General features: G+C 71.7%; 22 protein-coding genes. 8 read left to right on the top strand and 14 right to left on the bottom strand.

Translation table 11 applies throughout. The features are described from left to right. Positions 1 to 30 precede the first annotated feature (30 nt). The 6 genes from QQ657_RS27605 to QQ657_RS27630 are packed head-to-tail and all read right to left on the bottom strand — an operon-like array spanning position 31 to position 5,104. Positions 31 to 216 (bottom strand): tautomerase family protein, encoded by a 186-nt coding sequence (locus QQ657_RS27605; protein WP_086859558.1) that lies wholly within the window; start codon positions 214 to 216, stop codon positions 31 to 33. Beyond that, positions 207 to 1,274 (bottom strand): GNAT family N-acetyltransferase, encoded by a 1,068-nt coding sequence (locus QQ657_RS27610; RefSeq protein WP_284745161.1) that lies wholly within the window; start codon positions 1,272 to 1,274, stop codon positions 207 to 209. The genes QQ657_RS27605 and QQ657_RS27610 overlap by 10 nt, the downstream gene beginning before the upstream one ends. Next, positions 1,268 to 2,311 (bottom strand): GNAT family N-acetyltransferase, encoded by a 1,044-nt coding sequence (locus QQ657_RS27615; RefSeq protein ID WP_284745162.1) that lies wholly within the window; start codon positions 2,309 to 2,311, stop codon positions 1,268 to 1,270. Before QQ657_RS27615 ends, QQ657_RS27610 begins: the two co-directional genes overlap by 7 nt. Further along, positions 2,308 to 3,372, bottom strand: coding sequence for a hypothetical protein (locus QQ657_RS27620; protein WP_284745163.1), 1,065 nt, complete (start codon positions 3,370 to 3,372; stop codon positions 2,308 to 2,310). Before QQ657_RS27620 ends, QQ657_RS27615 begins: the two co-directional genes overlap by 4 nt. Beyond that, positions 3,369 to 4,400: a GNAT family N-acetyltransferase gene (locus QQ657_RS27625; protein ID WP_284745164.1), complete on the bottom strand. Its 1,032-nt coding sequence runs from the start codon at positions 4,398 to 4,400 to the stop codon at positions 3,369 to 3,371. The genes QQ657_RS27620 and QQ657_RS27625 overlap by 4 nt, the downstream gene beginning before the upstream one ends. Beyond that, positions 4,397 to 5,104 carry a hypothetical protein gene (locus QQ657_RS27630; RefSeq protein ID WP_284745193.1) on the bottom strand — a complete coding sequence of 236 codons (708 nt, stop codon included), beginning with the start codon at positions 5,102 to 5,104 and terminating at the stop codon, positions 4,397 to 4,399. Before QQ657_RS27630 ends, QQ657_RS27625 begins: the two co-directional genes overlap by 4 nt. A 325-nt stretch (positions 5,105 to 5,429) precedes the next feature. On the opposite strand from QQ657_RS27630, the gene QQ657_RS27635 reads away from it, so the two are divergent. Genes QQ657_RS27635 through QQ657_RS27655 form a run of 5 tightly spaced genes read left to right on the top strand, consistent with a single transcriptional unit; the run spans position 5,430 to position 11,446 of the window. Next, on the top strand, positions 5,430 to 6,440 hold the full coding sequence (locus tag QQ657_RS27635; protein WP_284745165.1) for a glycosyltransferase family 2 protein: 1,011 nt from the start codon (positions 5,430 to 5,432) through the stop codon (positions 6,438 to 6,440). Further along, a complete protein-coding gene (locus tag QQ657_RS27640; protein ID WP_284745166.1) occupies positions 6,437 to 7,678 on the top strand; it encodes an ATP-grasp domain-containing protein in 1,242 nt (413 codons plus the stop codon). The genes QQ657_RS27635 and QQ657_RS27640 overlap by 4 nt, the downstream gene beginning before the upstream one ends. Further along, positions 7,675 to 8,931: a hypothetical protein gene (locus QQ657_RS27645; protein WP_284745167.1), complete on the top strand. Its 1,257-nt coding sequence runs from the start codon at positions 7,675 to 7,677 to the stop codon at positions 8,929 to 8,931. The genes QQ657_RS27640 and QQ657_RS27645 overlap by 4 nt, the downstream gene beginning before the upstream one ends. A gap of 20 nt (positions 8,932 to 8,951) precedes the next feature. After that, positions 8,952 to 10,751 carry a carbamoyltransferase family protein gene (locus QQ657_RS27650; protein ID WP_284745168.1) on the top strand — a complete coding sequence of 600 codons (1,800 nt, stop codon included), beginning with the start codon at positions 8,952 to 8,954 and terminating at the stop codon, positions 10,749 to 10,751. Then, the gene (locus QQ657_RS27655) at positions 10,748 to 11,446 is read left to right on the top strand and encodes a hypothetical protein (protein ID WP_284745169.1); all 699 of its coding nucleotides are present in this window, start codon (positions 10,748 to 10,750) and stop codon (positions 11,444 to 11,446) included. Before QQ657_RS27650 ends, QQ657_RS27655 begins: the two co-directional genes overlap by 4 nt. On the opposite strand, the gene QQ657_RS27660 is transcribed toward QQ657_RS27655, so the two are convergent. Next, complete coding sequence (locus tag QQ657_RS27660) at positions 11,412 to 12,038, bottom strand: TIGR03085 family metal-binding protein (RefSeq protein ID WP_284745170.1); 627 nt, start codon at positions 12,036 to 12,038, stop codon at positions 11,412 to 11,414. The genes QQ657_RS27655 and QQ657_RS27660 overlap by 35 nt on opposite strands. A 74-nt stretch (positions 12,039 to 12,112) precedes the next feature. On the opposite strand from QQ657_RS27660, the gene QQ657_RS27665 reads away from it, so the two are divergent. Continuing rightward, positions 12,113 to 13,174: an NADH:flavin oxidoreductase/NADH oxidase gene (locus QQ657_RS27665; protein ID WP_284745171.1), complete on the top strand. Its 1,062-nt coding sequence runs from the start codon at positions 12,113 to 12,115 to the stop codon at positions 13,172 to 13,174. Positions 13,175 to 13,201: 27 nt separating this feature from the next. Here the strand turns inward: QQ657_RS27665 and gad are convergent, their stop codons facing one another. The 4 genes from gad to QQ657_RS27685 all read right to left on the bottom strand — a co-directional run bounded on the left by gad (position 13,202) and on the right by QQ657_RS27685 (position 16,389). Further along, a complete protein-coding gene (gad, locus tag QQ657_RS27670; protein ID WP_284745172.1) occupies positions 13,202 to 14,590 on the bottom strand; it encodes a glutamate decarboxylase in 1,389 nt (462 codons plus the stop codon). Positions 14,591 to 14,675: 85 nt separating this feature from the next. After that, a complete protein-coding gene (locus QQ657_RS27675) occupies positions 14,676 to 15,152 on the bottom strand; it encodes a Dps family protein (protein WP_284745173.1) in 477 nt (158 codons plus the stop codon). Between the two features lie 44 nt (positions 15,153 to 15,196). Next, positions 15,197 to 15,619 carry an organic hydroperoxide resistance protein gene (locus QQ657_RS27680; protein WP_284745174.1) on the bottom strand — a complete coding sequence of 141 codons (423 nt, stop codon included), beginning with the start codon at positions 15,617 to 15,619 and terminating at the stop codon, positions 15,197 to 15,199. Between the two features lie 197 nt (positions 15,620 to 15,816). Further along, positions 15,817 to 16,389 (bottom strand): NADPH-dependent FMN reductase, encoded by a 573-nt coding sequence (locus QQ657_RS27685; protein ID WP_284745175.1) that lies wholly within the window; start codon positions 16,387 to 16,389, stop codon positions 15,817 to 15,819. 127 nt (positions 16,390 to 16,516) lie between these two features. Here QQ657_RS27685 and QQ657_RS27690 point away from each other — a divergent pair, with 127 nt between their 5' ends. Continuing rightward, positions 16,517 to 17,569, top strand: a complete 1,053-nt coding sequence (locus QQ657_RS27690; RefSeq protein ID WP_284745176.1) for an alpha/beta hydrolase — start codon at positions 16,517 to 16,519, stop codon at positions 17,567 to 17,569. 157 nt (positions 17,570 to 17,726) lie between these two features. On the opposite strand, the gene QQ657_RS27695 is transcribed toward QQ657_RS27690, so the two are convergent. The 3 genes from QQ657_RS27695 to QQ657_RS27705 all read right to left on the bottom strand — a co-directional run bounded on the left by QQ657_RS27695 (position 17,727) and on the right by QQ657_RS27705 (position 20,788). Continuing rightward, on the bottom strand, positions 17,727 to 18,257 hold the full coding sequence (locus QQ657_RS27695) for a hypothetical protein (RefSeq protein ID WP_284745177.1): 531 nt from the start codon (positions 18,255 to 18,257) through the stop codon (positions 17,727 to 17,729). A 424-nt stretch (positions 18,258 to 18,681) separates the two neighbouring features. Continuing rightward, positions 18,682 to 19,281 carry an acyl-CoA-like ligand-binding transcription factor gene (locus QQ657_RS27700; protein WP_284745178.1) on the bottom strand — a complete coding sequence of 200 codons (600 nt, stop codon included), beginning with the start codon at positions 19,279 to 19,281 and terminating at the stop codon, positions 18,682 to 18,684. Continuing rightward, the gene (locus tag QQ657_RS27705) at positions 19,262 to 20,788 is read right to left on the bottom strand and encodes a DHA2 family efflux MFS transporter permease subunit (protein WP_284745179.1); all 1,527 of its coding nucleotides are present in this window, start codon (positions 20,786 to 20,788) and stop codon (positions 19,262 to 19,264) included. Before QQ657_RS27705 ends, QQ657_RS27700 begins: the two co-directional genes overlap by 20 nt. A gap of 183 nt (positions 20,789 to 20,971) precedes the next feature. Between QQ657_RS27705 and QQ657_RS27710 the strand changes: the two genes are divergently transcribed. Beyond that, on the top strand, positions 20,972 to 22,123 hold the full coding sequence (locus tag QQ657_RS27710; protein ID WP_284745194.1) for an MFS transporter: 1,152 nt from the start codon (positions 20,972 to 20,974) through the stop codon (positions 22,121 to 22,123). The last annotated feature ends 183 nt before the right edge of the window (positions 22,124 to 22,306 follow it).

The following is a 22,306-nucleotide window of genomic DNA, read 5'->3' on the forward strand; positions in this document are numbered from 1 at the left end:
TGACGCCCGTAAGGTGGCCTTGACGGCACTTCAGCGTTCGGAGTGCAGGACGCCGCCGGTGGCCCAGTGGTCGGCGCCGATCTCGACGAGCGTCACCTGGACGCCCTCGGGCTTGCCGCCGCAGGTGCGGACGAACGCGTCGGTCAGCTCCCGGACCAGGGCGCTCTTCTGAGCGGGTGTGCGGCCGGGGAACATGGCAACGCTGATCATCGGCATGACGGCTCTCCTGAAGCGCGGCGGGTGAGACGCCGCGAAGCTAGCACCGGCACGGCCGCCGCGTACTGCGGGACGAGCCGCGCGCCGAGCGTCGCCTTCATCTCCGTCATCTTCTTGCCGAACACCACCGACGCCCGCCCGTTCGCGATCGCCCAGCGCACGGCCTCGCCGTAGAAGTGGAAGTACAGGTTCGGCCGCCCGCCGGCCGACGGCGGCAGCGCTCCCCAGTGCCGGGCGATCGGCAGCTCAGGGTGGTCGAGCAGGGTCGCCACCGCGATCAGCCGTCCGGTGCGGGTGTCGCGGTACTCGATCACCGAGACGTCCGGCTGCCGCAGCAGCGCCGTGAGATAGCCGGTGAAGTGCGGCAGCGGCACGATCGGCACGTCGTGGTGCTTGCGCTCGTTGTGCCGCAGCACCTCGGCGACGGCGACCGGGTCGGCCTCCTTCCCCGGGACGAACCGCACCTCGACCGACGGGTCGGCGTCGAAGGTGCGGAAGATCTTGCGCAGGTTCTGCTTCCGCTTCCTGGCCAGCGAGTTCATCCAGTCGTCCCGGGAGCCGAAGCCGGCCACGTCGAGCACCGCGACGTCCTCGGTCCGCCGCACCAGCCGGAACCGGCCGTCGACCGCGGACACCCCCGGCTCGCCGATCTGCCGCACCAGCATCCCCCGGAACCCGGGGCCGAGCTCGGCCCGCATCACGGGGACGTACGTCTCGAGCAGGCGGGTCACGCCGCCGTCGTCACCCGCGTCCGCGAACCACCAGCCGGGTTGCGAGCCGGCGCCGGGTCCGCGGACGTCGAGACCGCCGAACCGCCCTCGTCCCGGGCCCGCGAACCGGTACCGCCGGGTCCGGCCGGTGACCCACGCGGCGCTGACCACCCCTCGCGGTTCGGTGCCCTCGCGCAGCACGGTCACCGGCTGCGGGGTCCGCGCGGCCCAGGCCTGGGTGGCGAGCACCGCCCAGCTCCAGTCGGCCCGGAGCCCGGCCCGCTCGCGCAACGCCGTCCAGTACGCCGGCTCCGCGTCGTGGCGTGGGTCGAAGACGTCGATCACCACCGCGTCACCGGCCTCGGCACGATCACGCCGGCCATCGGGCTCGGCGTGAACCCCAGCGACGTCTTGAGGTCGGTGACACCGCGGCCGAGCGACAGGAACTTCCGGTTGTTCTCGATCATGTGCCGGACGCCGCGCACGACGACGTCGAAGTAGAGGTGCTTCGGCCGTCCCCCGTCGGGTGGCAGCGCGGCCCAGTGCTGGTGCAGCGGCATCACCGCGTGGTCGAGCAGGTCGGTGAAGGCCAGCAGGCGGCCGCGATCGTCGTGGTAGGTCGTGGTGACGACGTCGGGGCGGCGGACGAGCTCGCCGAGGTACCCGGCGGTGACCGGGCCGCGCTGGTCGAACTTCACCGGGCCCTTGGCTTCGCGGTGGGCCCGCAGCATCGCGGCCAGCTCCTCCGGGTCGAGGTCGTCGCGGGCCGTCCCGGCGCGGACGACCAGCCCGGGGTCGGCGGCGATCTTGCGGATCTGGCCGCGCAGGCTGGAGCGCCGGTTCCGGCTCAGCGACGCGAGCCAGCCGTCGAGGTCGGCGAAGGTGTTCTCCAGCACCAGGGTCGGGGTGATCTCGCGGACCGGCCTGCCGCGCCCGGCCACGAGCCCGACGGCGTCCGGCGTGACCGAGCGGTACACCACGCCGAGGCACCCCGGGCCGGTCCGGCGGCAGGCCGCGCGTTCGAACCGGCGCAGGATCTCGCGGCGCTCGCCCGCGTCGAGCCCCTCGGCGAACAGCCAGGCCGGGTAGGCCGACAGCCAGGCGTGCTGGACCTCCAGCCACCGCGGGCCCCACCGGGCCGGGCCGCCGACCGGGCCGGGATCCGGGGACGAGCCCGGGCGGCAGACCATGGCGAGCACCGCGGCGACGAGGTCCTCGCCGTCGGTGACCACGGTCAGCAGGTACGGGCTGCGGGAGTGCGCCGACTCGAGGCACAGCAGCCCGTAGTCCCAGGTCAGCGGGGCCTGCTGGGCTTCGAGGAACGCGGCCCAGCCGGCGGGCTCGGTATCGGTGCGCGGGTCGAGCACCGCGATCGACCAGGTCATCGGCCCAGCACCGGCCTCGGCACGGCCACCGAGAACAGGCCGCGCTGGCCGAAGCCCAGCGCGGTCTTCTCGGGCAGCATCGCGCGACCGGCGGTCAGTTCCGGCCGCCCCTCGGCGATCATGTGGGCGACGCACCGGGCGTAACCGTCGGCATAGAGCCCCTTCCGGCCCCCGGCGGCGCTCGGGAGCGCCGCCCAGTGGTGCAGCGCGCACCCGGTTTCCCGGTCGAGCAGCACGGAGAAACCGAGGAGCCTGCCGTCTCCGGCGCGGTAGGTGCGGGTCAGCACGTCCGGCCGGCGGACGAGCGCGTCGAGGTAGGCCGACGCGACCGGGCTGCGGGTGTCCAGGTGCAGGCCGCCGATCCGGGACCGCTGCCCACCCGCCCACGCGCGGTCGTCCTGCCGGGCGCGGTGGGCGTTCAGCAGCACGGCCAGCTCGTGCGGGTCGAGGTCGGTGCGCCCGAACGCCGCTTCGGTGGCGACGTCCGGGTTCTGGTACCGGCGGACGTCCGGGGCGAGCGACGCCGCCCATTCGTCCACAGTGGAATAGCGGTTGACCAGCACGGCGGTGGGGTCGATCTCCCGCGTCACGCGGGCCCGTCCCTCGAGCGCGGGGACCAGCCCGGGGTCCATCGCCCGGTAGATCACGCCGAGCAGGCCGGGGCCGGCGTACGCCCGCAGCGTCCGTTCGAACTCCCGGATCGCCGCGTGCCGTCCGGTGAACCCGTCGTCGAACACGCACGCCGGGTAGCCGCTGAGCAGCGGGAGGTAGACCTCGGCCCAGCGCGGCCGGAGCCGTCCGGTGGCGAGCGACCCGAAGCCGGCGGCCCGCCAGCTCCGGCACACCATCACCGAAAGCGCGCCGACGATCGCCGTGCCCTCCCGGACGACCGCGAGCACCGGCGGGTTCTTCGCCAGCCAGGCTTCGCGGCGCAGCAGTTCGTAGTCCCACACCGGCGGCAGGCAGCGGGCCCGGAACGCGGCCCAGCCCTCCGGCGGCGGATCCACCCTGGGGTCGTGGACGTCCACTTGCGACACGGCGGTCGTCGTCGGTGCGCTCATCGGCCCAGCACCGGCCTCGGCACCGCGGCCGTGTACACGGGCCGGGCCCGGAAGCCCAGCTCCTGCTTGAGCTCGATCATCCCGCGGCCCGCGGACAGCTCCTTCGCCCCGCGCCGCGCGGTGAAGCGCACCGCGCGGACGTAGGAGTCGAAGTACAGCCACCGCCGCCCGCCCGCTCCGGGCGGCAGGGCGGCCCAGTGCTGCAGGACCGGGGTGTCCGGGTGGTCGAGCAGGGTCTGCACCGCGAGCAGCCGCCCGTCGGTGCCGGTGTAGGTCAGCGTGTGCACGTCCGGCCGCCGGACGAACCGGTCCAGGAACGTCGAAGACGGCATCGTCCGGGTGTCCAGCGCGAGCCGCCCGTAGCGATCGCGGTGCTGCCGGATCAGCCAGGCCAGCTCGGCGCCGTCGAGGTCGTCGCGGGCCGGGCCGCCGCGCACCACGAGCGTCTTGTCCTCGGCGAGCCGGCGGCGCTGCCGCCGCAGCCCGGCGCGACGCGACTTGGCCAGCGTCGCGATCCAGTCCTCTTCGGACTCGAACCGGTTCTCCAGCACGGCCACCGGGTCCACGCGCTTGACGAGCCTGCCCCGCCCTTCGAGCCCGGCGGCGAGCTCGTCGCCGATCGCGCGGTACACCACGGCGATCAGGCCGGGGCCGAGGTGGCGGCCCAGCTCCCGTTCGAACGCCCGGACCAGGGTCCGCCGTTCCCGGCAGCCGGGCGCGAAGACGATGCCCGGGTAGCCGCTCAGCCACGGCTGGCAGACCTCGGCCCAGAACGGCCGGAGCAACCGCTTTCCCGGCGGCGGCGCGAACCTCGGCGAGAGCCGGGGACGGCAGACCAGCACGGACGCCGCGGCGACGAGCTCGTCCCCCTCGGCCGCGACGACCAGGAGCTGCGGGTTGCGGGCACCCCAGGCCTCGAGGCCCATCACCTCGTAGTCCCACACCGGGTGCAGCCGGGCGGCGCGCGCGAACTCCGCCCAGCCCACCGGCACCGGATCGACGCGGGGATCGTGGAACGTGAACTTCATGCGACGACGACCGGGCTGCCGTGCCGCGGGCAGGGCGCGATCTCGCCGTGGATCCCGCCGGCCGGGATGACGTCCACGAACCGCGGGGACTCTTGACGCAGCAACGTGAACGCGAGCCCGCCCGCGGTCGGCCGCGCGTAGACGTGCGGCCAGTCGAGGTGCCACCGCCCGCAGTTCCCCAGCGCGCCGAGGTAGCCGAGCGCCGGATCGTGCAGCACGCCGTACGGACCGGTGTCCAGCGAGTCGAGTTCGCGGTGCGGCACGGCCTCGACGCGGTGGTCCTCCGTGAACGCCGTGATCGCCTTGTCGTCCCCGACCACCAGCACGCGGTGACCGCGGGCCAGCACGGCCGCTACTTCGCGCAGCACCGGCACGCCCGGCGCATCCGGGTCGGCGACGCACCCCCGCACGGCCTTCGGCAGGTCGGCCGGTGGGCACACGCCGTCCGGTCCCAACAGCACGACGAGGCTGCCTGGCCCGGGGCGGCGAGCCGTCCGCAGCACCCGGCCGAGCCCGCGCGACGGCTCGGTCCGCTGCGCGCCACCGGCGAGCGGAACGAGATCGACCGACTTGTGCACCGCTTCCGCGAGGGGTACCGCGCCGCCGTTCGTCCCGGTGCGCCCGGGCACCAGCACCGGGTCCTCCCGGCCGTCGAGCGCCCAGCGCTCCCGGTAGAACGGCACCGTCGCGAACGCCGAGCGCACCGCCCGGACGTAGGCGGCGCGCCAAACAGCCCCCGCCCCCAGATTCCACATGGCCGGGGAGTCTGCGTCATCCGTGCTCCGCAGGGAAGGAGTTCGGCGGCAGGAGACCCCGAATGCCGGATGGGTTACTACTTTGGTCTGGGTCTGAACGGAGGAATTCGTAGTTCTACCGTCGCCGAACAACGATCCGTCTGCTTATAACTCCGCCACATCGCACATCGCGGCAAGAGGCGTTACCGAATCCAGCTGGGGGATTCATGATCGCAATTCACACGGGCAGTGACCGTCCGGACACGAATTCGCTACAACACCCCGGGCACCACAGATGACCGGGCCTTTCCCCGGGCCGGCCCACAGTGGACTCACCGTAGTCATCCCGTGCTTCAACGAAGTCGAGAACATCGGACCGTCCTATCGGGAAATAACCAACGAACTGGGTCACTATTCACTGGAGTTGTTCTTCGTCGACGACGGGAGCGCCGACGGCACCCTGGACAAGATCCGCGAGCTCGCGGCCGCCGACCCGCGCGTGCGGTACGTGTCCTTTTCGCGAAACTTCGGTTTCGAGGCCGCTTTCTCGGCCGGCTACCGCTACGCGTCGCAGCCGTGGATCCTGCACGTCGACGCCGACCAGCAGTTCCCGGCCGCCGAGGCGGAGAAGCTCATCGAGGTGGCCGAACAGGGCAACGACGCGGTGTTCGGGGTCCGCACCAACCGCCAGGACCCGCGGCTGCGGCGCTGGGGCACCGCGGTGTTCCACTTCGTCGGCCGCCGCGTGCTGCGCATGGAGATCCCGCCGGGGGCCACGGCGTTCCGGCTGGTCCGCGCGGAACTGGCCCGCAAGATCGTCGACCTGCGGCTCGGCACGCCGTACTTCCTGGCCACGGTGCCCCTGCTGACCAGCCGGTACGCCTGCGTCCAGGTGGCCCACCGGGCCCGGGAACGCGGTGAGTCCAAAGTGGGCTTCGGGTTCCTGGCGTCGCACGCCATCGAGCTCTTCGTCGGGTTCACCCGGCGGCTCACGACGGCGGCGTCCGCGGCGGCCCTGCTGGCCGCGGGGATCGCGGTGCTCACCGGCGGGGCCGCGGCCTTCGGCGCGCTCGGCGCCGGTGTGACGGCCACGCTGCTGTTCGCGCTGCTCGCGGTGCTGCTGCTGGTGGCGTCGCTGACCGTGCGCTACCTCGTCGTGGTCGGCGCGGGGCAACCGCGGCCACGGCAGTTCTACGTCCGGGAAGCGAACGTCGTCGTCGACGCCGAGGACCGGCTCTTCACCCCGGTGGACCCCGAGGGTCCCCGGCTCATCGATGTGCACCTGGGGAAAGGCGTTTCAGCGTGACGAGTTCGAAGAAGGCCCCCGCGAGAACCCTGGTGATCCTGGGGGGCGCGGACGGATCGGTCAGCACCTACGAGCGGGCGCGGGAGCTCGGGTTCCGCACGATCTGCGTGGACGTCCGGCCCACCGCGCCGGCGGTGGCCGTCGCCGACGAGTTCCTGCGGGTGAGCGTCCGGGCGCCGGAGCAGATCGCGGCGGCACTCGACGGCCGTCGCGACCTCGCCGGCGTGCTGTGCCCGGCCAGCGACGTCGGCCTGCCCGCACTGGCGTGGCTCACCCGCCACTGGGGGATGCCGGACCCGCTGCCCGAGTACGCGGTCCGCGCGTCGACCGACAAGCCGGTCTTCCGCGCGCTCTGCGACCACCTCGGACTGCCGAGCTACCGCAGCGTCGGCGGCCGTCCCGGTCCGGAGCTGATCCACGCCGCCCAGCAGCTGCGGTTCCCCGCGCTGGTCAAGCCGGTCGACTCCTCCGGCAGCCGCGGCGTCGTCTCCTGCGCGGGCCCGGGCCGGCTGGCCAAGGCGTTCACCGAGTCGCTCGCGTTCTCCCCCTCCGGGCGGCTGGTCGTCGAAGAGCACCTCGACGGCTCGCACTTCACCATCGAGGCGCTGGTCGTCGACGGCCGGATCGTGTTCCACGCCGTGACCGAACGCGTGCTCACGCCGCCGCCGTTCTTCGTGACGTCGTCGCACCTGCTGCCCGCCGAGCTGCCCGCCGACGTCGAGCTGAGCCTGATCGGGGCGCTCGACCTGATCTGCACCGAGCTCGGCTACCGCACCGGCCCGCTCACCCTCGACGCCGTCCTCGGCCGGGACGGGCAGCTGTACCTCATCGAGATGGGTGCCCGGATGGGCGGCAACGGGCTCGCGGAAGCGATCGCGCACTGCCACGGCGCCGATCTGATCGCCGCCGGGATCGCCGCCGCCACCGGCGACGAGGTGCGGCTGGACCTGCACGAACCGCGGCCGACGCTCGTGCACATCCTGGCGTCCGACCGCGGTGGTCACCTGTCCCGGGTGGACGGTGCCGACGACGTCCGCGCCCTGCCCGGGTTCGTCGGGCTGCACCTGTTCGCCGAGGAAGGGTCGTTCGTCCGGCCGTACGAGCAGGCGGGGCACAAGCTGGGGTACGTCGTGCTCACCGCCGGTTCGGTGCCCGAACTGCTCACCGCGGAGAACGCCGTCCGGGGCACGCTCAAGTTCCTGCTCAGCGAACAGGACATGGCGGTACCCCTGCCGTGACGGGCTCCTCCTCGGCCGTCGCCGCACCGTCGGACACCGCGCCGCCGCGGCCGGCGGTGGTGCTGCGGCTGCTCGCCGGCCGGGGCGTGTTCCGCCTGTCCGTCCAGCTGATGGGGCTGGTGCTGATCACCGCGTGGGGCGCTCGTGACTACGGGCGCTTCGCCAACGCGCTCGGCTTGATGACCTGGCTGAACTTCGTGCCGGCCGCGGCGGAGAAGTCCGCGCTGAAGTGCCTGCCCCGGCTGCGGCGGACCCGGGACGCCGTCGCCGCGCTCGCGGTCCGGCTCGCCGCCGCGCCGGTGCTGGCGGTGCTGGCCGCGACGGCCGTCACGCTGGTGGTGGCCCCGCGCTCGGACGCCGCGCTGTACCTGACGGCGGCGGCCTGGTCGATCTCCGGCGGGCTGCTGATGACGGTGTCCGGACTGCACCGGTTGCGTGGGAGGTCCACTCTGGACGCGCTGGCGTTCACCGCGGGCTCGGTCGTCGTCGGCGTCGTCACGTGCGTGACGTGGGCGGTGCGCTGGTCGCCGGAGACACACCTCGCGCTGCTGCTCGGCGGGATCCTGGTGCTCCTCGGCGCTTCGGTGCTGCTGCTGCCGAAGCCGTGGCTGAGCGGGGGTGGGGTGCCGGGTCACCGGCTGCTGCCCGCGTTCGGCCGCAGCACCGTCCTGCTCGGCCTCACCGAGCTGCTCGACGTCATCTCGACGTCGGTGGTGTTCGCCGTGCTCGCGCTGTCCGGGCGGACCACCGACAGCGGCCCGTTCTACCTGGCCTTGCTGGTGTCGAGTGCGTTCTGTTCGCTGCTGTACTACCAGCTCAAGCTCCACCAGCCGGCGGCGTCGCGGCGGCTGCGCGGCACGGGTGCGGCGGCCGGGCGGGCGCGGGCGGTTGCGCTGCTGCGGCTGGTCGAGCGGGCCGGGATCGCCGTGGTCGTCCTGCTCGGCGCGGGTCTCGCCATCCCCGGGACCCGCGCCTTCCTCACGGCCGAAGACGCCTACGTCGTCCTCGGGGTGCTCGTGGTCGTCGAGACGGCGCTGTACGCGACCGGGTTGTACGCGAGCTTCCTCCTCGAAAACACCAACAGCAAGGTGCTGACGCTGACGTCGGGCACCGCCGTCGTCTCGCTGGCGGCCACCGCCGTCGCCGCGGCGCTGCTCGTCCCCGCCCTCGGGCCGGTGGGCGGGTTCGCCGCACTCGTCTTCGCCCTCGCCGTGAAGGCAGCCGTGTTGCGGCGCCTGGTCCGCCGGCACTGAAACCCACTGGGAGAAAAGTCATGTACATACTGGGCATCAGCAGGGTCCACGACTCGGCCGCGGCACTCGTGCGCGACGGCGAGATCATCGCCTTCGCCGAAGAAGAACGCTTCACGCGCGTCAAGCACGACGGCGGCTTCCCCGCCGAGGCCATCAAGTTCTGCCTGGAGCGCGCCGGGATCACCCTCGCCGACGTCGACCACGTCGCGTACTACTGGCAGCGCTGGAAGGAAGGCATCCACGCGGCCAAGGTGTTCGCGCGGTACTTCCCCGGCACGCTGGACGTCTTCCGCAACGCCAACGGCGACGACGGCGGCAAGTCGGCGGGCATGGTCGACACCTTCCGGACCGGCGGAGGTAAGGGCAGCGACGACTACCACGTCGGCGGCGCGGTGCTGGCCCACATCAAGCGGTCCTTCACCCTCGAGAAGGACGTCAAGGAAGCCGCCGGCTGGACCGGGCCGACGAAGTTCAAGACGCACCTCGTCGACCACCACCGCGCGCACGCGGCCAGCGGCTACTTCATCTCGCCGTGGGACGAGTCGGCGGTGCTCACCTTCGACGGCATCGGCAGCGACGGCACGGCCACCTACCTCGCGCACGGGCAGGGCAACCGGATCCTCGACCTGCGCCGGATCAAGTTCCCGCACTCGCTCGGCGCGATGTACGCCGGCGTCACCGGCTACCTCGGCTTCTACCCGACCCGCGACGAAGGCAAGATCATGGGCCTCGCCCCGCTGGGCGAGGACACCTACGTCGACGCGTTCAAGCAGCTGATCCACCTCGACGACGACGGCGGGTTCGAGCTGGACCTGAGCTGGTTCGGCCACCACCGCACCGGCAAGCACGTGATGGCGAAGAAGTTCACCGACACCTTCGGCCCGGCGCGGCCGAAGACCCGCGTCACGGCTTCGAATCCCGTTCCCCAGCACTACTGCGACATCGCGTACGCGCTGCAGGTGACGCTGGAGGAGGCCGGCTTGCACCTGGCGCGGTGGCTGCAGCGCGAGACCGGCTCGAAGCGGCTGTGCGTCGCCGGCGGGGTCGCGCTGAACAGCGTCATGAACGGGCGGATCCTGCTGGAAACACCGTTCGAGGACTTCTTCGCCCAGCCCGCGGCGGCCGACGACGGCTGCGCGCTCGGTGCGGCTTTGGACGTGTCGGTCGCCAAGTACGGCAAGCCACGCCCGCGCGACGGCTACACCTACACCGGCCCCGACTACACCGAGGCCGAGATGGAGCTGGCCCTGCAGGACGCCGGCGTCGAGTACCACCGGGTCGACGACATCGCGGCGCACACCGCGGCCAAGGTCGCCGACGGCAAGATCGTCGGCTGGGTGCAGGGCAGGATGGAGTGCGGGCCGCGGGCGCTCGGCAACCGGTCGCTCGTCGCCGACCCGCGCGACCCCGAGTCGAAGACGCGGATGAACGAGAAGGTGAAGCACCGCGAGGCGTTCCGCCCGTTCGCGCCGTCGTGCCTGGTCGAGCGCGCAGGCGAGTACTTCGTCAGCGACTACCCGTCACCGGTCATGCTGCTGGTGTTCGACGTCCTGCCGGACAAGCGCGCCGAGGTCCCCGCGATCACCCACGTCGACGGCACCGCGCGGGTGCAGACTGTGAGCCGTACCGACAACCCGCTGTACTACCGGATGATCGGCGAGTTCGAGAAGCTGACCGGGGTGCCGATGGTCGTCAACACCTCGTTCAACGACAACAACGAGCCGATCGTGGCCAGCCCGGCCGACGCGATCGCGTGCTACCTCAAGACCGACGTCGACGCGCTGGCCCTCGGACCGTTCTGGGTGGAGAAGGAACTGTGACGCTCTTGGAATCGCCAGGCCTGGTCGCCGCGCTTTACCGGCGGCGGCAGTGGCTGTGGCTGGTGGCCGCCGTCCCGGCCGTGGTGACCACCGTGCTGATCATGGTGGTCCTGCCGCCGGACCAGATGCTGGACAACGTCGGCGACTGGGCGTTCAAGCTGTGCCCGTTCGTCTTCGCGGTGCTGACGGTTTCGCTGTTCCCGCGCGGGCGCTTCGGGCCCGCCTTGATCGTGTTCGCCGTGTTCGTCTACATGTCCTATTTGGACACCGAACTGGTGATGCGGGTGCAGGGCTTCGCGCGCTCCCCCGACCAGGACTTCCAGCCGGTGTACCAGTTCGAGCTGTTCGTGACGACGTTCATCGTGCTGTTCGCGCTGCTGGCCTACCGCCTCGGCGGCGGCCGCACGGCGAACGTGCTCAAGGTCGGGATCGCGTCGATCCTGGTGGTGATCTCCGGGGTGAACGACCTGACGTTCTGGGCGCTCAACGACGTCTGGGCGGCCGGGACGAAGCCGGTCGAGCTGAAGTGGGCGTCGCACATGATCGTGTTCCTCGGCGGGCCGCCGAGCGTGCCGGCCGCGGTGGCGTTCATGGCCGTGCACCTGGTGCTGGCCGCGATCGTGGTCGCGCTCCCGGTGGGGCGGTGGGTGAACCGCGCGCTCAGAGTCCCCGGTTCACCGACTGCAGCTTCGTGACGGCGGCCGCGTCGCCCTCGAAGTCGAGGTGCACGGCGTCGCGGCCGAAGACGAAGAGCAGCAGGTCGATCGGATCACCGACGACGGTGACGGGATCGGGCCCGGTCTTGACGGCGGCTTCCTGCCCGGTGCGCGTCCGCAGCGTCACCCCGACCGGCGCCTTGCGCAGGTTGAGCTTGGCGGCTTGTTTCGCCGACTTCCAGGCGGCGGCGTCCCGGGTGGCGTCGGCGGGCCGCGGCTCCCAGCCGGGCTGCGCGCGCCGGACGTCTTCGTGGTGGACGAGGAACTCGGCGGTGTTGGTCAGCTCGTCGAGCGAGCCGATCGCGGTGGGCCAGAACTTCGACGGGCCCTGCCGGACCTGCTCGACCAGGGCGTCCCACGGCTTGGCGGCGTAGCGGTCCTGGACCTTCCGCGTATACCCGGCGAGCGCGGGCACCATGATCCCGGGCGCGGCGTCCGGCCGGTGCTCACGCACGACGAGGTGCGCGGCGAGATCCCGCGTCGTCCAGCCGTCGCACAGTGTGGCCGCGTCGGGCCCGAGGTCCTGGAAGAGCGAGCTCAACGCCCGGCGTTCGTCAGCAGCGACACCCATGTGGTCGACGTCACTCGCCGGTACCCGCTCCTGGCGACGGGAAGAGACGCCGGGCACGTGTCGTTGATCCAAAGGTGAGCCGACTCTTCAGCCCGATCACCGTCCGCGGCCTGACCCTGCCGAACCGTGCGTGGGTGTCGCCGATGTGCCAGTACTCCGCGACCGACGGCGTCCCGGACGACTGGCACCTCGTCCACCTGGGCCAGTTCGCCACCGGCGGCGCGGGACTCGTCATGACCGAAGCGACCGCCGTCGTCCCGGAAGGGCGGATCAGCCCGCAGGACACCGGCATCTGGAACGACGCGCAGGCCGGGGCGTGGCGCCGGATCACCGACTTCGTGCACCGCCAGGACACGGCCATCGGCATGCAGCTGGGCCACGCCGGCCGCAAGGGCTCGGCGCGGCGGCCGTGGGACGGGCCGGGCAGCGTGCCCGCGTCGGAAGGCGGCTGGCAGAGCGTCGGCGCCGACGCGCAGCCGTTCGGCGCGTACGCCCCGGCGCGGCCGCTGACCACGGACGAGGTCAGCGCCCTTCCCGAGGCGTTCGCCGAGGCCGCCCGCCGAGCCGTCGGCGCCGGGTTCGACCTGCTCGAGCTGCACTTCGCGCACGGCTACCTGGTACACCAGTTCCTGTCCCCGCTGTCGAACACCCGCACCGACCGCTACGGCGGCGACTTCGAGGGCCGCAGCCGCCTGGCGCTGGAGATCGCCGACGCGGTCCGCGCCACGACCGGCGTCCCGCTGTTCGCCCGGCTGTCGGCGACCGACTGGACGGACGACGGCTGGACGCTCGACGAGTCCGTCCGGCTGGCGAAGCTCCTCGCCGAGCGCGGGATCGACCTGATCGACACCTCGAGCGGCGGCAACACCCCGAACCCGGACATCCCGGTCGGCCCGGGCTACCAGGTCCCGTTCGCCGAGCGGATCCGCACCGAAGCCGGCCTCCCGACCGGCGCGGTCGGCATGATCACCAACCCGCAGCAGGCGGAGGACATCATCGCCGCCGGCGAAGCGGACGCGGTGTTCCTGGCCCGCGCCCTGCTGCGCGACCCGCACTGGCCTCTGCGCGCGGCGAACACCCTCGAAGCGGACGTGCGCTGGCCGGACCAGTACGCCCGCGCCAAGTCCTGGCACTAAAGCGCACTTTCACGTGAAAGTGCGCTTTTAGTGGTGGAAGGCGGTCGCCGTCGAAGGGTCCTTCGGGCGGCCGCCTTCCTTCTCCAGGTCCGGCAGCAGGCGCTTCAAGTCGGCCAGCAGCAGGTCCGCCAGGTCGTGCGTGAAGCCGTTGCGGACCACGATCCGCAGCACCGCCAGATCCGTCCGGTTCTCCGGGAACGTGTACGCCGGCACGAGCCAGCCGCGCTCGCGCAGCCGTCGTGACACGTCGAACACGTCGAAGCCCGCATCCGCGCGGGTCGTGAACGCGAACACCGGCAGCTGATCACCTCGGGTCAGCAGCTCGAAGGGCCCGAGCGAGGCGATCCCGGCCGACAGGTGCGTCGCGACGTCACGCGAAGACTGTTGCACCGCACGGAATCCGTCGCGGCCGAGCCGCACGAACGTGTAGTACTGCGCCGCGACCTCGGCGCCCGGCCGGGAGAAGTTCAACGCGAACGTCGGCATGTCGCCGCCGAGGTAGTTCACGTTGAACACCAGTTCCGACGGCAACGCGGCCTGGTCGCGCCAGACCACCCAGCCGACGCCCGGGTACACGAGCCCGTACTTGTGGCCCGACGTGTTGATCGACGCCACGCGCGGCAGCCGGAAGTCCCACTCCAGGTCCGGGTCGAGGAACGGCGCGACCATCGCGCCCGACGCGCCGTCGACGTGCACCGGGATCTCCCAGCCGGTGCGGCCGGCCAGCTCGTCCAGGGCCGCCGCGATCTCCGCGACCGGCTCGTAGCTGCCGTCGAACGTCGAGCCCAGGATCGCCACCACGCCGATCGTGTTCTCGTCGCAGCGCGCGACGGCCTCTTCGGCACTGAGGTGGTACCGGTCGCCGTCCATCGGCACCAGCCGCGGCTCGACCTCCCAGTACTCGCAGAACTTCTCCCAGCAGACCTGGACGTTGACGCCCATCACCAGGTTCGGCTTGCCGGTGCGGCCCAGCTTGGACCACCGGCGCTTCAACGCCATCCCGGCGAGCATGCAGGCTTCGGACGAACCGGTCGTCGAGCAGCCCATGATGTCCGTGAGGTCGGGCGCGTGCCACAGGTCGGCGAGGATGTTCACGCAGCGGCGTTCCAGCTCGGCCGTCTGCGGGTACTCGTCCTTGTCGATCATGTTCTTGTCGACGCACTCGGCCATCAGCTCGCGCGCCTGCGGCTCCATCCACGTCGTGACGAACGTGGCGAGGTTGAGCCGCGCGTTGCCGTCGAGCATCAGCTCGTCGCGCACGAGCTGCAGCGCCGTGTCCGGTGGCAGCGAGGTGTCGAGCAGCTTGTCGTGCGGCATGACGAAGCCCGCCGCGAGCGCCGGGTTCGCCCCGGCGTACATCGGATTCGTGCCGCCCACGCGGTCCGGGCGGTCCGTTTTCCCCTGATGCAGCACCATGCCGCCGAACGTACTGCGAATCACCGCCGTCGGCAGACGCGAAAGGGGCCGTTCCACCCGGAACGGCCCCTTTGTGCGGAAAAAGTCAGGCCTGCTGGGCCTGCCACATCCAGTGCGCCTCTTCGAGGGCGCGGGTGATCTCGATCAGCAGGTCCTGCGTCACGAGGTCGCTCTTGTCGGTCTCGTCGATGCGGGCCCGCAGCCGCTCGATGAGCGACGCGAGGATGTCGACGATCGCGGCGACCGTGGACTCCACGGACTGCCAGTTGTCGGGGTACTCGGGCACGCCCGAGCTCTCGACGACCGTCTTGGCCTTGCCGTTCGGCGAGACGCCGATGGCGTTGGCGCGCTCGGCCACCTCGTCGACGTACTGCCGCGCGGTGGCGACGAGCTCGTCGAGCTGCAGGTGCGCGCTGCGGAAGTTCGAGCCGACGACGTTCCAGTGCGCCTGCTTGGCGATGAGGGACAGGTCGACCAGGTCGACCAGCGTCGCCTGGAGGGCGTTGCCGGTGATCTCCTTGTCGGCCTCGGAAAGCGGGCTCTTGATCGGAGACTTGCTCATCTCTGGTGTTCCTTCCTCGTGGTGTTCGGACCGGGCCGGGCCGGTCAGACGGTGGCGGAAAGAGCGACCTCGATGTTGCCGCGGGTCGCGTTCGAGTAGGGGCAGACCTGGTGGGCCTGCTCGACCAGCTGGTCGGCCTGGGCCTGCTCGAGGCCCGGCAGGGAGACGTTCAGCGCGACGCCGAGACCGAACCCGACGTCCTGCTTGAGCACGCTGACCTCGGCGGTCACGGTCGAGCCGTTCAGCGCCACCTTGGCCTGGCGGGCGACCAGCTGCAGGGCGCTGTGGAAGCAGGCCGAATAGCCGGCGGCGAAGAGCTGCTCGGGGTTGGTCTTGTCCCCGCCGGGGCCGCCCATCTCCTTCGGGATGGCCAGGGACTCGTCGATGACGCCGTCGGACGAGGTCACCTCGCCGTTGCGGCCGTCGCCCCGTGCCGTCGCCACCGCGGTGTAGATCGCCTGACCCATTGCTCAGCCTGCCTTCTGTCGCCGGACGCTCCTCAGCGAGCGTCTCACTGGGCACAACATCCCGCACCCGCGGAACAGTGCCCCCACATGGCAGGCATCACGTGGATCGGTTACCCGGCGGCCTCCGGGCGAAACGTCTGTGTTCGACGGGGCTCCGCCCCGGCCGGGGGCTCCGCCACCCGGAACCCCCGAAATCCTCAGGCGGTGCGCGACACCGCGAATTCGGCGACCTGGCGCCCGATCAGGCGAAGGGTGCGGACGCTCTTCTCGTCCGACGCGCCGCCGCCTTCGTCGAACTTGGTCTCGGCCGAGTTGATGGAACCACCCAGTGGGGTGGCCCAGCCGCGCAGTGCGTGCGTGATCGTGCGCAGCTGCTCCAGCGTCGTCACCGCGGCTTGCCAGCCGTAGGCGACGGCGGCCAGGCCGACCGCGCGGCCGTCGAGGTAGGGCCGCTGGTCGTCGCGCAGGTCCTCGACGTAGTCCAGCGCGTTCTTGACCAGGCCGGACAGGGCGCCGTGGTAGCCCGGCGACACGACGATGAGCCCGTCCGCCTCCCGCACGGCTTCGATGAGCGTGGCGGCGCGTTCGTCGCGACCCGGCTCGCCGGCGTCGTAGAACGGCAGCACCAGTTCCGGACCGGTGAGCATCCGGATCCGGACCCCGACTTCGGCCGCGCCGGCGAGCGCGATCTGCAGAGCGCGTTCGGACTGGGAGCCCTCACGCAGAGAGCCGCCGATCCCGAGCACGTTGACCGTCCTGGCTGAAGTCACGCTTTCCAGGCTAACCCCTCTACTTAAGTGGATATCCAGACTTTGGGACCGAGGCCCGCGTCACAGCTGGACCTGTTACCTACTGACGAGTAACATCCCCGGCGGCACCGACGCTCAGGAGGCAAAGATGGCGATCCCGCTCCCGGTCCGCATCCAGGCCGCGGCCTCCCAGCTCGTGTTCTGGCTGCCCACGCCGCTGCGGCGGGCGCTCGCGGGGCGCCCGGTGCACCTCGACGGCCAGGACCTCGCGCTCGACGCCCAGCTGCTGCTCCGGCTGCAGAAGCTCGCCGGCGCCGAGCTGGTGCAGGGCTCGGTGGAGCGGTCGCGGGCCCTGCTCGACGTCGGGCGGCACCTGGTCAGCGGCAAGCCGATCGAACCGGTCTCGGTGCGGGAGATCGCCGTGCCGACACCTGATGGCGACTTGCCCGCGACGCTCTACACACCGGTCGGGCTGCCCGAGAAGTCGCCGCTGCTGGTGTTCTTCCACGGCGGCGGCTGGGTGATCGGCACGCGCGCGAGCCACGACAACGCCGTCCGCTTCCTGGCCAGGCACGCCGGGGTGCGGGTGCTGTCGATCGAGTACCGGCTGGCACCGGAGTTCCCGTTCCCGGCGGCGACCGAGGACGCGCTCGCGGCGTTCGAGTACGCGGTGGCGAAGGCGGGCGACCTCGGCGCCGACCCCGCGCGGATCGCCGTCGGCGGCGACAGCGCGGGCGGCAACCTGGCCGCGGTGACCGCCCAGCAGGCGGTGCGCCGCGGCGGCCCGGTTCCGGCGTTCCAGCTGCTGATCTACCCGGCGACGGACTTCGCGCGGCGCTACCGCTCGCAGGACCTGTTCGCCGAAGACCTGTTCCTGACCGACGTGCACATGAAGTGGTTCGAGGGCCACTACGTGCCGGAGGGCACGGACCTGACCGATCCGCGGCTCTCCCCGCTGCGCGCGGACGACCTGAGCGGCCTGCCGCCGGCACTGGTCGTCACGGCGGGCTTCGACCCGCTGCGCGACGAGGGTGAGGCGTACGCGGAGAAGCTGCGCGAGGCGGGCGTCGAGGTGGCGGTGCGCCGGCACGACGACCTGATCCACGGGTTCATCAACTTCACCGGCGTCGGCACCCGGTTCCGCGAGGCGCTGGCCGAGATGGCGGGCGCGCTGCGGCAGGGTCTGTCCAAACGGGACTGAGCACGCCCGCGGCGTCTTGAATGAGTCATTCAGGGCGCGGGAGGTCCTGAATGACTCATTCAAGACCTTTGCGCCCGGCCGGAACGAACCCGGAGCCCGGCGCGGAGGAATGTCCGCGGCCGGGCTCCGGGCCCCCCTGTTTTCAGTGGCTTTCGGCTCAGCCCGCCGGCGCGGGCAGCGGCGGCACCGGAAGCGGCGGCACGGGCAAGCCGCCGAGCAACCCGCCGAGAATGCCGGTGACGGCCGCGAGCAGGGCCTTCACCAGGTCGCTGACGATCTTCAGCGGGCCCGGCAGGTCCGGCAGCGACGGGATCGGCAGTGGCAGCGGCGGCAGCTGGCGGGCCTTGGCCGTCGGGTCGGTCAAGAGCCGGTTGGTCTCGTCCGCCCGGCCCTTGGCCAGGCCGGCGAGCTGCTCGGTGTCGGTCTGGACGGTGTAGCGCTTCCCGGCGGCGATGTCCGCGAGGACCGGGCTCATCTGACCCAGGTCCGCACGCGTGGCACCGACATTGCCCGCGTAGGCCACCTTGGTCAGGTCGTCACGCACCTGGAGCACCTGTGCGGCGAGGGCCTGGGTGCTGGAGGAACCCTTGCCCCCGTCCGGGCTCGCCGAGGCGATCCCCGCCATTCCGACCGCCAGCAGACTGCTCGCGGCTACCAGGGCGATGGACCGCCCGAACTTGCCTTTCATTTCCTACCTCCTGGCCTCGGGAGACCTGACGGGTTAAATCGATACCCGCCGTATCGGAGATAAGCCACCCGATCACCGGTTAGGGACGTTTTCTAACCCTTACGTGCCGGATGCGGAAGAGGCGGATTCGCCCGCAATTGATTAACGTCGAAACCTTGCCCATCCCCCTGAAGATCATCCTGATCGATTCTCTCCGTCACCACTGGTAGCGGGAGTCCACTGTAGAGCGGTTTGGTCACTCACCCGGGTGTAAACGGTGATCTTTTAGCCTCATCACTCCGTCGGACCGCGTGTCGAGACTGCTCCAGTCGGGGTGTCCCCCACGCTCGCACCGCCACCCACAAGGTTCTCGCCTGGTCGGGGCACGAACGCGAAATCAATTCCGGAAAACCTGGCAAACGGCTCCGAAGCGGGCCACCCGCCGTCAAAGCGGCAAGCCCGCCTCCAAATGCGCGACCGCCCGGTCGAGCACCACCAGCGTGTCCGCGTCGGGATCCGCCGCCGCCCCCAGGAACGCCGCCATGATCACCCCGACCACCGCGCCCGCCCAGTTGCGGACCTCGAAGTCGTCCGCCGCGCGGCCCGTCCGCTCGGCCACCATGCCGGCCAGCAGGTCGATCCCCTCCGCGAACTGGTCCATGATCGCGCTGCGCAGCTCCGGCTCGCGGAACACCAGCAGCTGCCGCTGGCGTTCGCGCTCCCACTCCTCGCCCGGCACCTGCTCGCGGATGATGTCCACTGTCGCCCGCAAGGCGGCGATCGGGCTGAGCTCCGCCGGCTGGGCCAGCGTCGCCGCGATCAGCACCGGGTCGAACGGGTCGTACAGCACCGTCGCTTCCTTCGTCGGGAAGTACCGGAAGAAGGTGCTGGGCGAGATCTCCGCCGCGGCTGCGATCTGGTCGACCGTCGTTGCGCCGTAGCCCCGCTCCCGGAACAGCCGCAACGCGTGCCGCTGGATCGCGGCCCGCGTCTTGGCCTTCTTCCGTTCCCGCAGCCCCATGGACTCAGATCGCGACGACGTCATGCTCCGATTCTCGCCGCTGCCCTCCGGCCGCCGCCCGCCCGGGCAGGAACAGCAGTGCCAGCAGCGCGCCGGCCACGGCGAGCCCGGCGCACACCCAGAGCGTCGCGGCCATGCCGTCGGTGAACGCGAGCCGCGCGGAGCCGGCGAGCGCGGGCAGGTGCAGCTTCGCCGCGACGGCGACCGCGCCCGACGCGCTGCCGCGCACCGCGTCCGCGACCGGCGCGGGCAGGCCGTCGACGGCGACACCGGCGCGGTAGACGCCGTTGAGCACCGTGCCCAGCACCGCGACGCCGATCGTGCCGCCGACCTGGCGCAGCACCTGGATCAGCGCCGAGCCGGCACCTGAGCGGCCCTCGGTGAGCGCACCCATCGCCATAGACATCAGCGGCGGCAGCGTGCACCCGGTGCCCAGGCCGATCACGCTCTCCCACGCCACCGTGACGCCGTAGCCGTCCGACGGCGACGTCGTCGAACCCCAGGCCAGCCCGGCCGCGAGCAGCACGAACCCGGCCGTGACGACCACGCGCACGCCCACCGCGGCGACCAGCTTCTCGGCGACCTTCGCCGACACCAGCATCCCGCCGATCAGCGGCAGCAGCCGCACGCCGGTCTCCAGCGCGTCGGCCCCCTGCACCGCCTGGAACAGCTGCGGCAGCACGAACAGCAGGCCCATCAGCGCGAACGACGCCATCGTCGCGAGCACCGCGCCCCAGACGAACCGCGGCTCGCGCAGCAGCCCGAGGTCGGTCAGCGGCGTCGCCGTCCGCGTCTGCGCCCAGCAGAACGCCGCGAGCACCGCCGCGCCGAGCGCGAGCAGGCCGTACGTCGCCGGGTCGGCCCAGCCGTGCTCGCCCGCGTAGACGAAGCCGTAGGTCAGCGCGACCAGCCCGGCCGCCGAGAGCGCGATGCCCGCGAAGTCGATCGCGCCCCGGCCCGACCCGGGTGTGAGCGGCACCAGGAACAGCACCGCGACCAGGCCGACCACGGTCAGCGGGACGTTGATCAGGAACACCGAGCCCCACGCGAAGTGGTCGAGCAGCCAGCCGCCGAGCAGCGGGCCGAGCGGGATGCCGACGAACGTCGCCATCACCCACGTCGTCAGCGCCTTCGCCCGCTCTTCCGGTGGGAACAGGATGTTCAGCAGCGAGAGCGAGAGCGGGATGAGGAACGCGGCGCCGACACCGAGCACGACGCGGGCCGCGATCAGCTGGCCGGGCGAACCGGCGTAGGCGCACCCCAGCGAGGCCAGCCCGAACAGCGCGAGCGCGCCGAGCAGCAGCTTCTTCGGGCCGAACCGGTCGCCCAGCAGGCCCGCCGGCAGCAGCAGCGCGGCCAGCGCCAGCGTGTAGGCGTTGCCGAACCACTGCAGCTGCGTGGTCGTGGCGCCGAGGTCGACGGCCAGCGTCGGCACGGCGACGTTCAGCACGGTCAGGTCGAGGCCGACGGTCAGCAGGCTCACCGCGAGCGCGCCGAGCGCCCACCACCTGCGTGGATAGAGCTGTGTCACAGTAACCCCCATTTGATAGTCACTACCAAATGATAGTAACTCTCAAAATCTCCATGCGCCAGCACGGGGGTGACGGGAAATAAGTTGCACGCGCGTACCACCTTGGGTTCTCATCGGGACGTGCCTCTGCAGCCCTACCGCCGGGTGCTCTCCGTCCCCCGCGTCCCCTCGACGATGGCCCTGATGTTCCTGGCCCGGCTGCCGATGACCATGAACGGCGTGCTGATGACGCTGTACATCGTCACCGGGCTCGGCCGCGGCTACGGCGCCGCCGGGCTGGTCGGCGCCGGCGTCACCCTCGGGATGGCGCTCGGCGCGCCGCTGCTGGGGCGCTGCTTCGACCGCTACGGCCTGCGCCCGATCGTCGCCGTCTGCGGGATCGGCACCACGGTGTTCTGGATCGCCGCGCCGCACCTGCCCTACGCGGCGCTCGCCGTCGTCGCGATCCCGGCCGGGATGCTCTCGGTGCCGGCGGGCTCGCTCGCGCGCCAGGTGCTGGCCGCGCTCGTCCCGGCCGAGGAGCGCCGCGCGGCGTACTCGCTCGACACGATTTCGGTCGAGGCGACGTTCATGATCGGCCCCGCGCTGGGCATCGCGGCGATCACGACGCTCTCCCCGACCTTCACGCTCACCGCCCTCGGCGTGCTGTTCGGCGGCACGGCCTTCCTGATCTGGCTGGTCGACCCGCCCATCCGCGAAACGGTGGAGCCCGGCGCGGCCACGAACTGGCCGCCGCTGCGGAGCTGGCTCACGGGCCGGCTCGTGGCGACGCTGCTGATCGCCGCGGGCACGCTGTTCGTGCTCGTCGGCACCGAGCTGGCGACCCTCGCGGCGCTGCGCGCGAACGGCGACATCGGCGTGACCGGCGTGGTGATCGCGGTGATGTGCGCGGCGTCGATGATCGGCGGCATCGTGCACGGCGCGGTGAAGAAGTCGCTGCCGCAGGGCCTGCTGATGCTGCTGCTCGCGCTGCTCGTGGTGCCGGTCGGGCTCGCGGACCAGCCGTGGTGGCTGCTGATGCTGGTGCTGATCCCGACGAACCTGCTCTGCGCGCCGACGCTCGCGGCGACCACCGAGACGGTCAGCCGGATCGCCCCGCCGCGGGTCCGCGGCGAGGCGATGGGGCTGCAGGACGCGTCGACGCGCCTCGGCCTGGCGCTGGGCAGCCCGGTGGTCGGCTTCGCGATCGACCACTCGAGCCCGGCGTGGGGCTTCGCCGCGGCGGGCCTGGGCGGCCTGGTCATCGCGGCGGCCGGCCTCCTGTACCGCCGCGCGCCGGTGCCCGAGCCGGAACCCGCCCCCGCGCTGGCGGCGGCCGCGACCGACCGCGAGTGAAAGCCGTGAAGGGCACCCTCATGGACTTAATAGGCTCTTCGTACCGATGTGTGGGTGGTTGAGCGTGGCATAAAGGCGCACGCCGTTGTCCGGCTTAGTTTCTGGCTTGTCGAAGGTCAGCAACCAAGTGATCGGGGAACGGCGTGCGCAAGGCCAGCCTATGGCAGCGGCTGTTCAGTCTGG

The organism is Amycolatopsis ponsaeliensis, from assembly GCF_030182635.1.
Lineage (GTDB): Bacteria > Actinomycetota > Actinomycetes > Mycobacteriales > Pseudonocardiaceae > Amycolatopsis > Amycolatopsis ponsaeliensis.

Excerpts from the sequence above, each read along its gene's own strand:
- QQ657_RS27605 (WP_086859558.1), bottom strand. The coding sequence starts at position 216 with ATGCCGATGATCAGCGTTGCCATGTTCCCCGGCCGCACACCCGCTCAG.
- QQ657_RS27615 (WP_284745162.1), bottom strand. The coding sequence starts at position 2,311 with ATGACCTGGTCGATCGCGGTGCTCGACCCGCGCACCGATACCGAGCCC.
- QQ657_RS27620 (WP_284745163.1), bottom strand. The coding sequence starts at position 3,372 with ATGAGCGCACCGACGACGACCGCCGTGTCGCAAGTGGACGTCCACGAC.
- QQ657_RS27625 (WP_284745164.1), bottom strand. The coding sequence starts at position 4,400 with ATGAAGTTCACGTTCCACGATCCCCGCGTCGATCCGGTGCCGGTGGGC.
- QQ657_RS27635 (WP_284745165.1), top strand. The coding sequence starts at position 5,430 with ATGACCGGGCCTTTCCCCGGGCCGGCCCACAGTGGACTCACCGTAGTC.
- QQ657_RS27650 (WP_284745168.1), top strand. The coding sequence starts at position 8,952 with ATGTACATACTGGGCATCAGCAGGGTCCACGACTCGGCCGCGGCACTC.
- QQ657_RS27660 (WP_284745170.1), bottom strand. The coding sequence starts at position 12,038 with ATGGGTGTCGCTGCTGACGAACGCCGGGCGTTGAGCTCGCTCTTCCAG.
- gad (WP_284745172.1), bottom strand. The coding sequence starts at position 14,590 with ATGGTGCTGCATCAGGGGAAAACGGACCGCCCGGACCGCGTGGGCGGC.
- QQ657_RS27675 (WP_284745173.1), bottom strand. The coding sequence starts at position 15,152 with ATGAGCAAGTCTCCGATCAAGAGCCCGCTTTCCGAGGCCGACAAGGAG.
- QQ657_RS27680 (WP_284745174.1), bottom strand. The coding sequence starts at position 15,619 with ATGGGTCAGGCGATCTACACCGCGGTGGCGACGGCACGGGGCGACGGC.
- QQ657_RS27690 (WP_284745176.1), top strand. The coding sequence starts at position 16,517 with ATGGCGATCCCGCTCCCGGTCCGCATCCAGGCCGCGGCCTCCCAGCTC.
- QQ657_RS27695 (WP_284745177.1), bottom strand. The coding sequence starts at position 18,257 with ATGAAAGGCAAGTTCGGGCGGTCCATCGCCCTGGTAGCCGCGAGCAGT.
- QQ657_RS27700 (WP_284745178.1), bottom strand. The coding sequence starts at position 19,281 with ATGACGTCGTCGCGATCTGAGTCCATGGGGCTGCGGGAACGGAAGAAG.
- QQ657_RS27710 (WP_284745194.1), top strand. The coding sequence starts at position 20,972 with ATGTTCCTGGCCCGGCTGCCGATGACCATGAACGGCGTGCTGATGACG.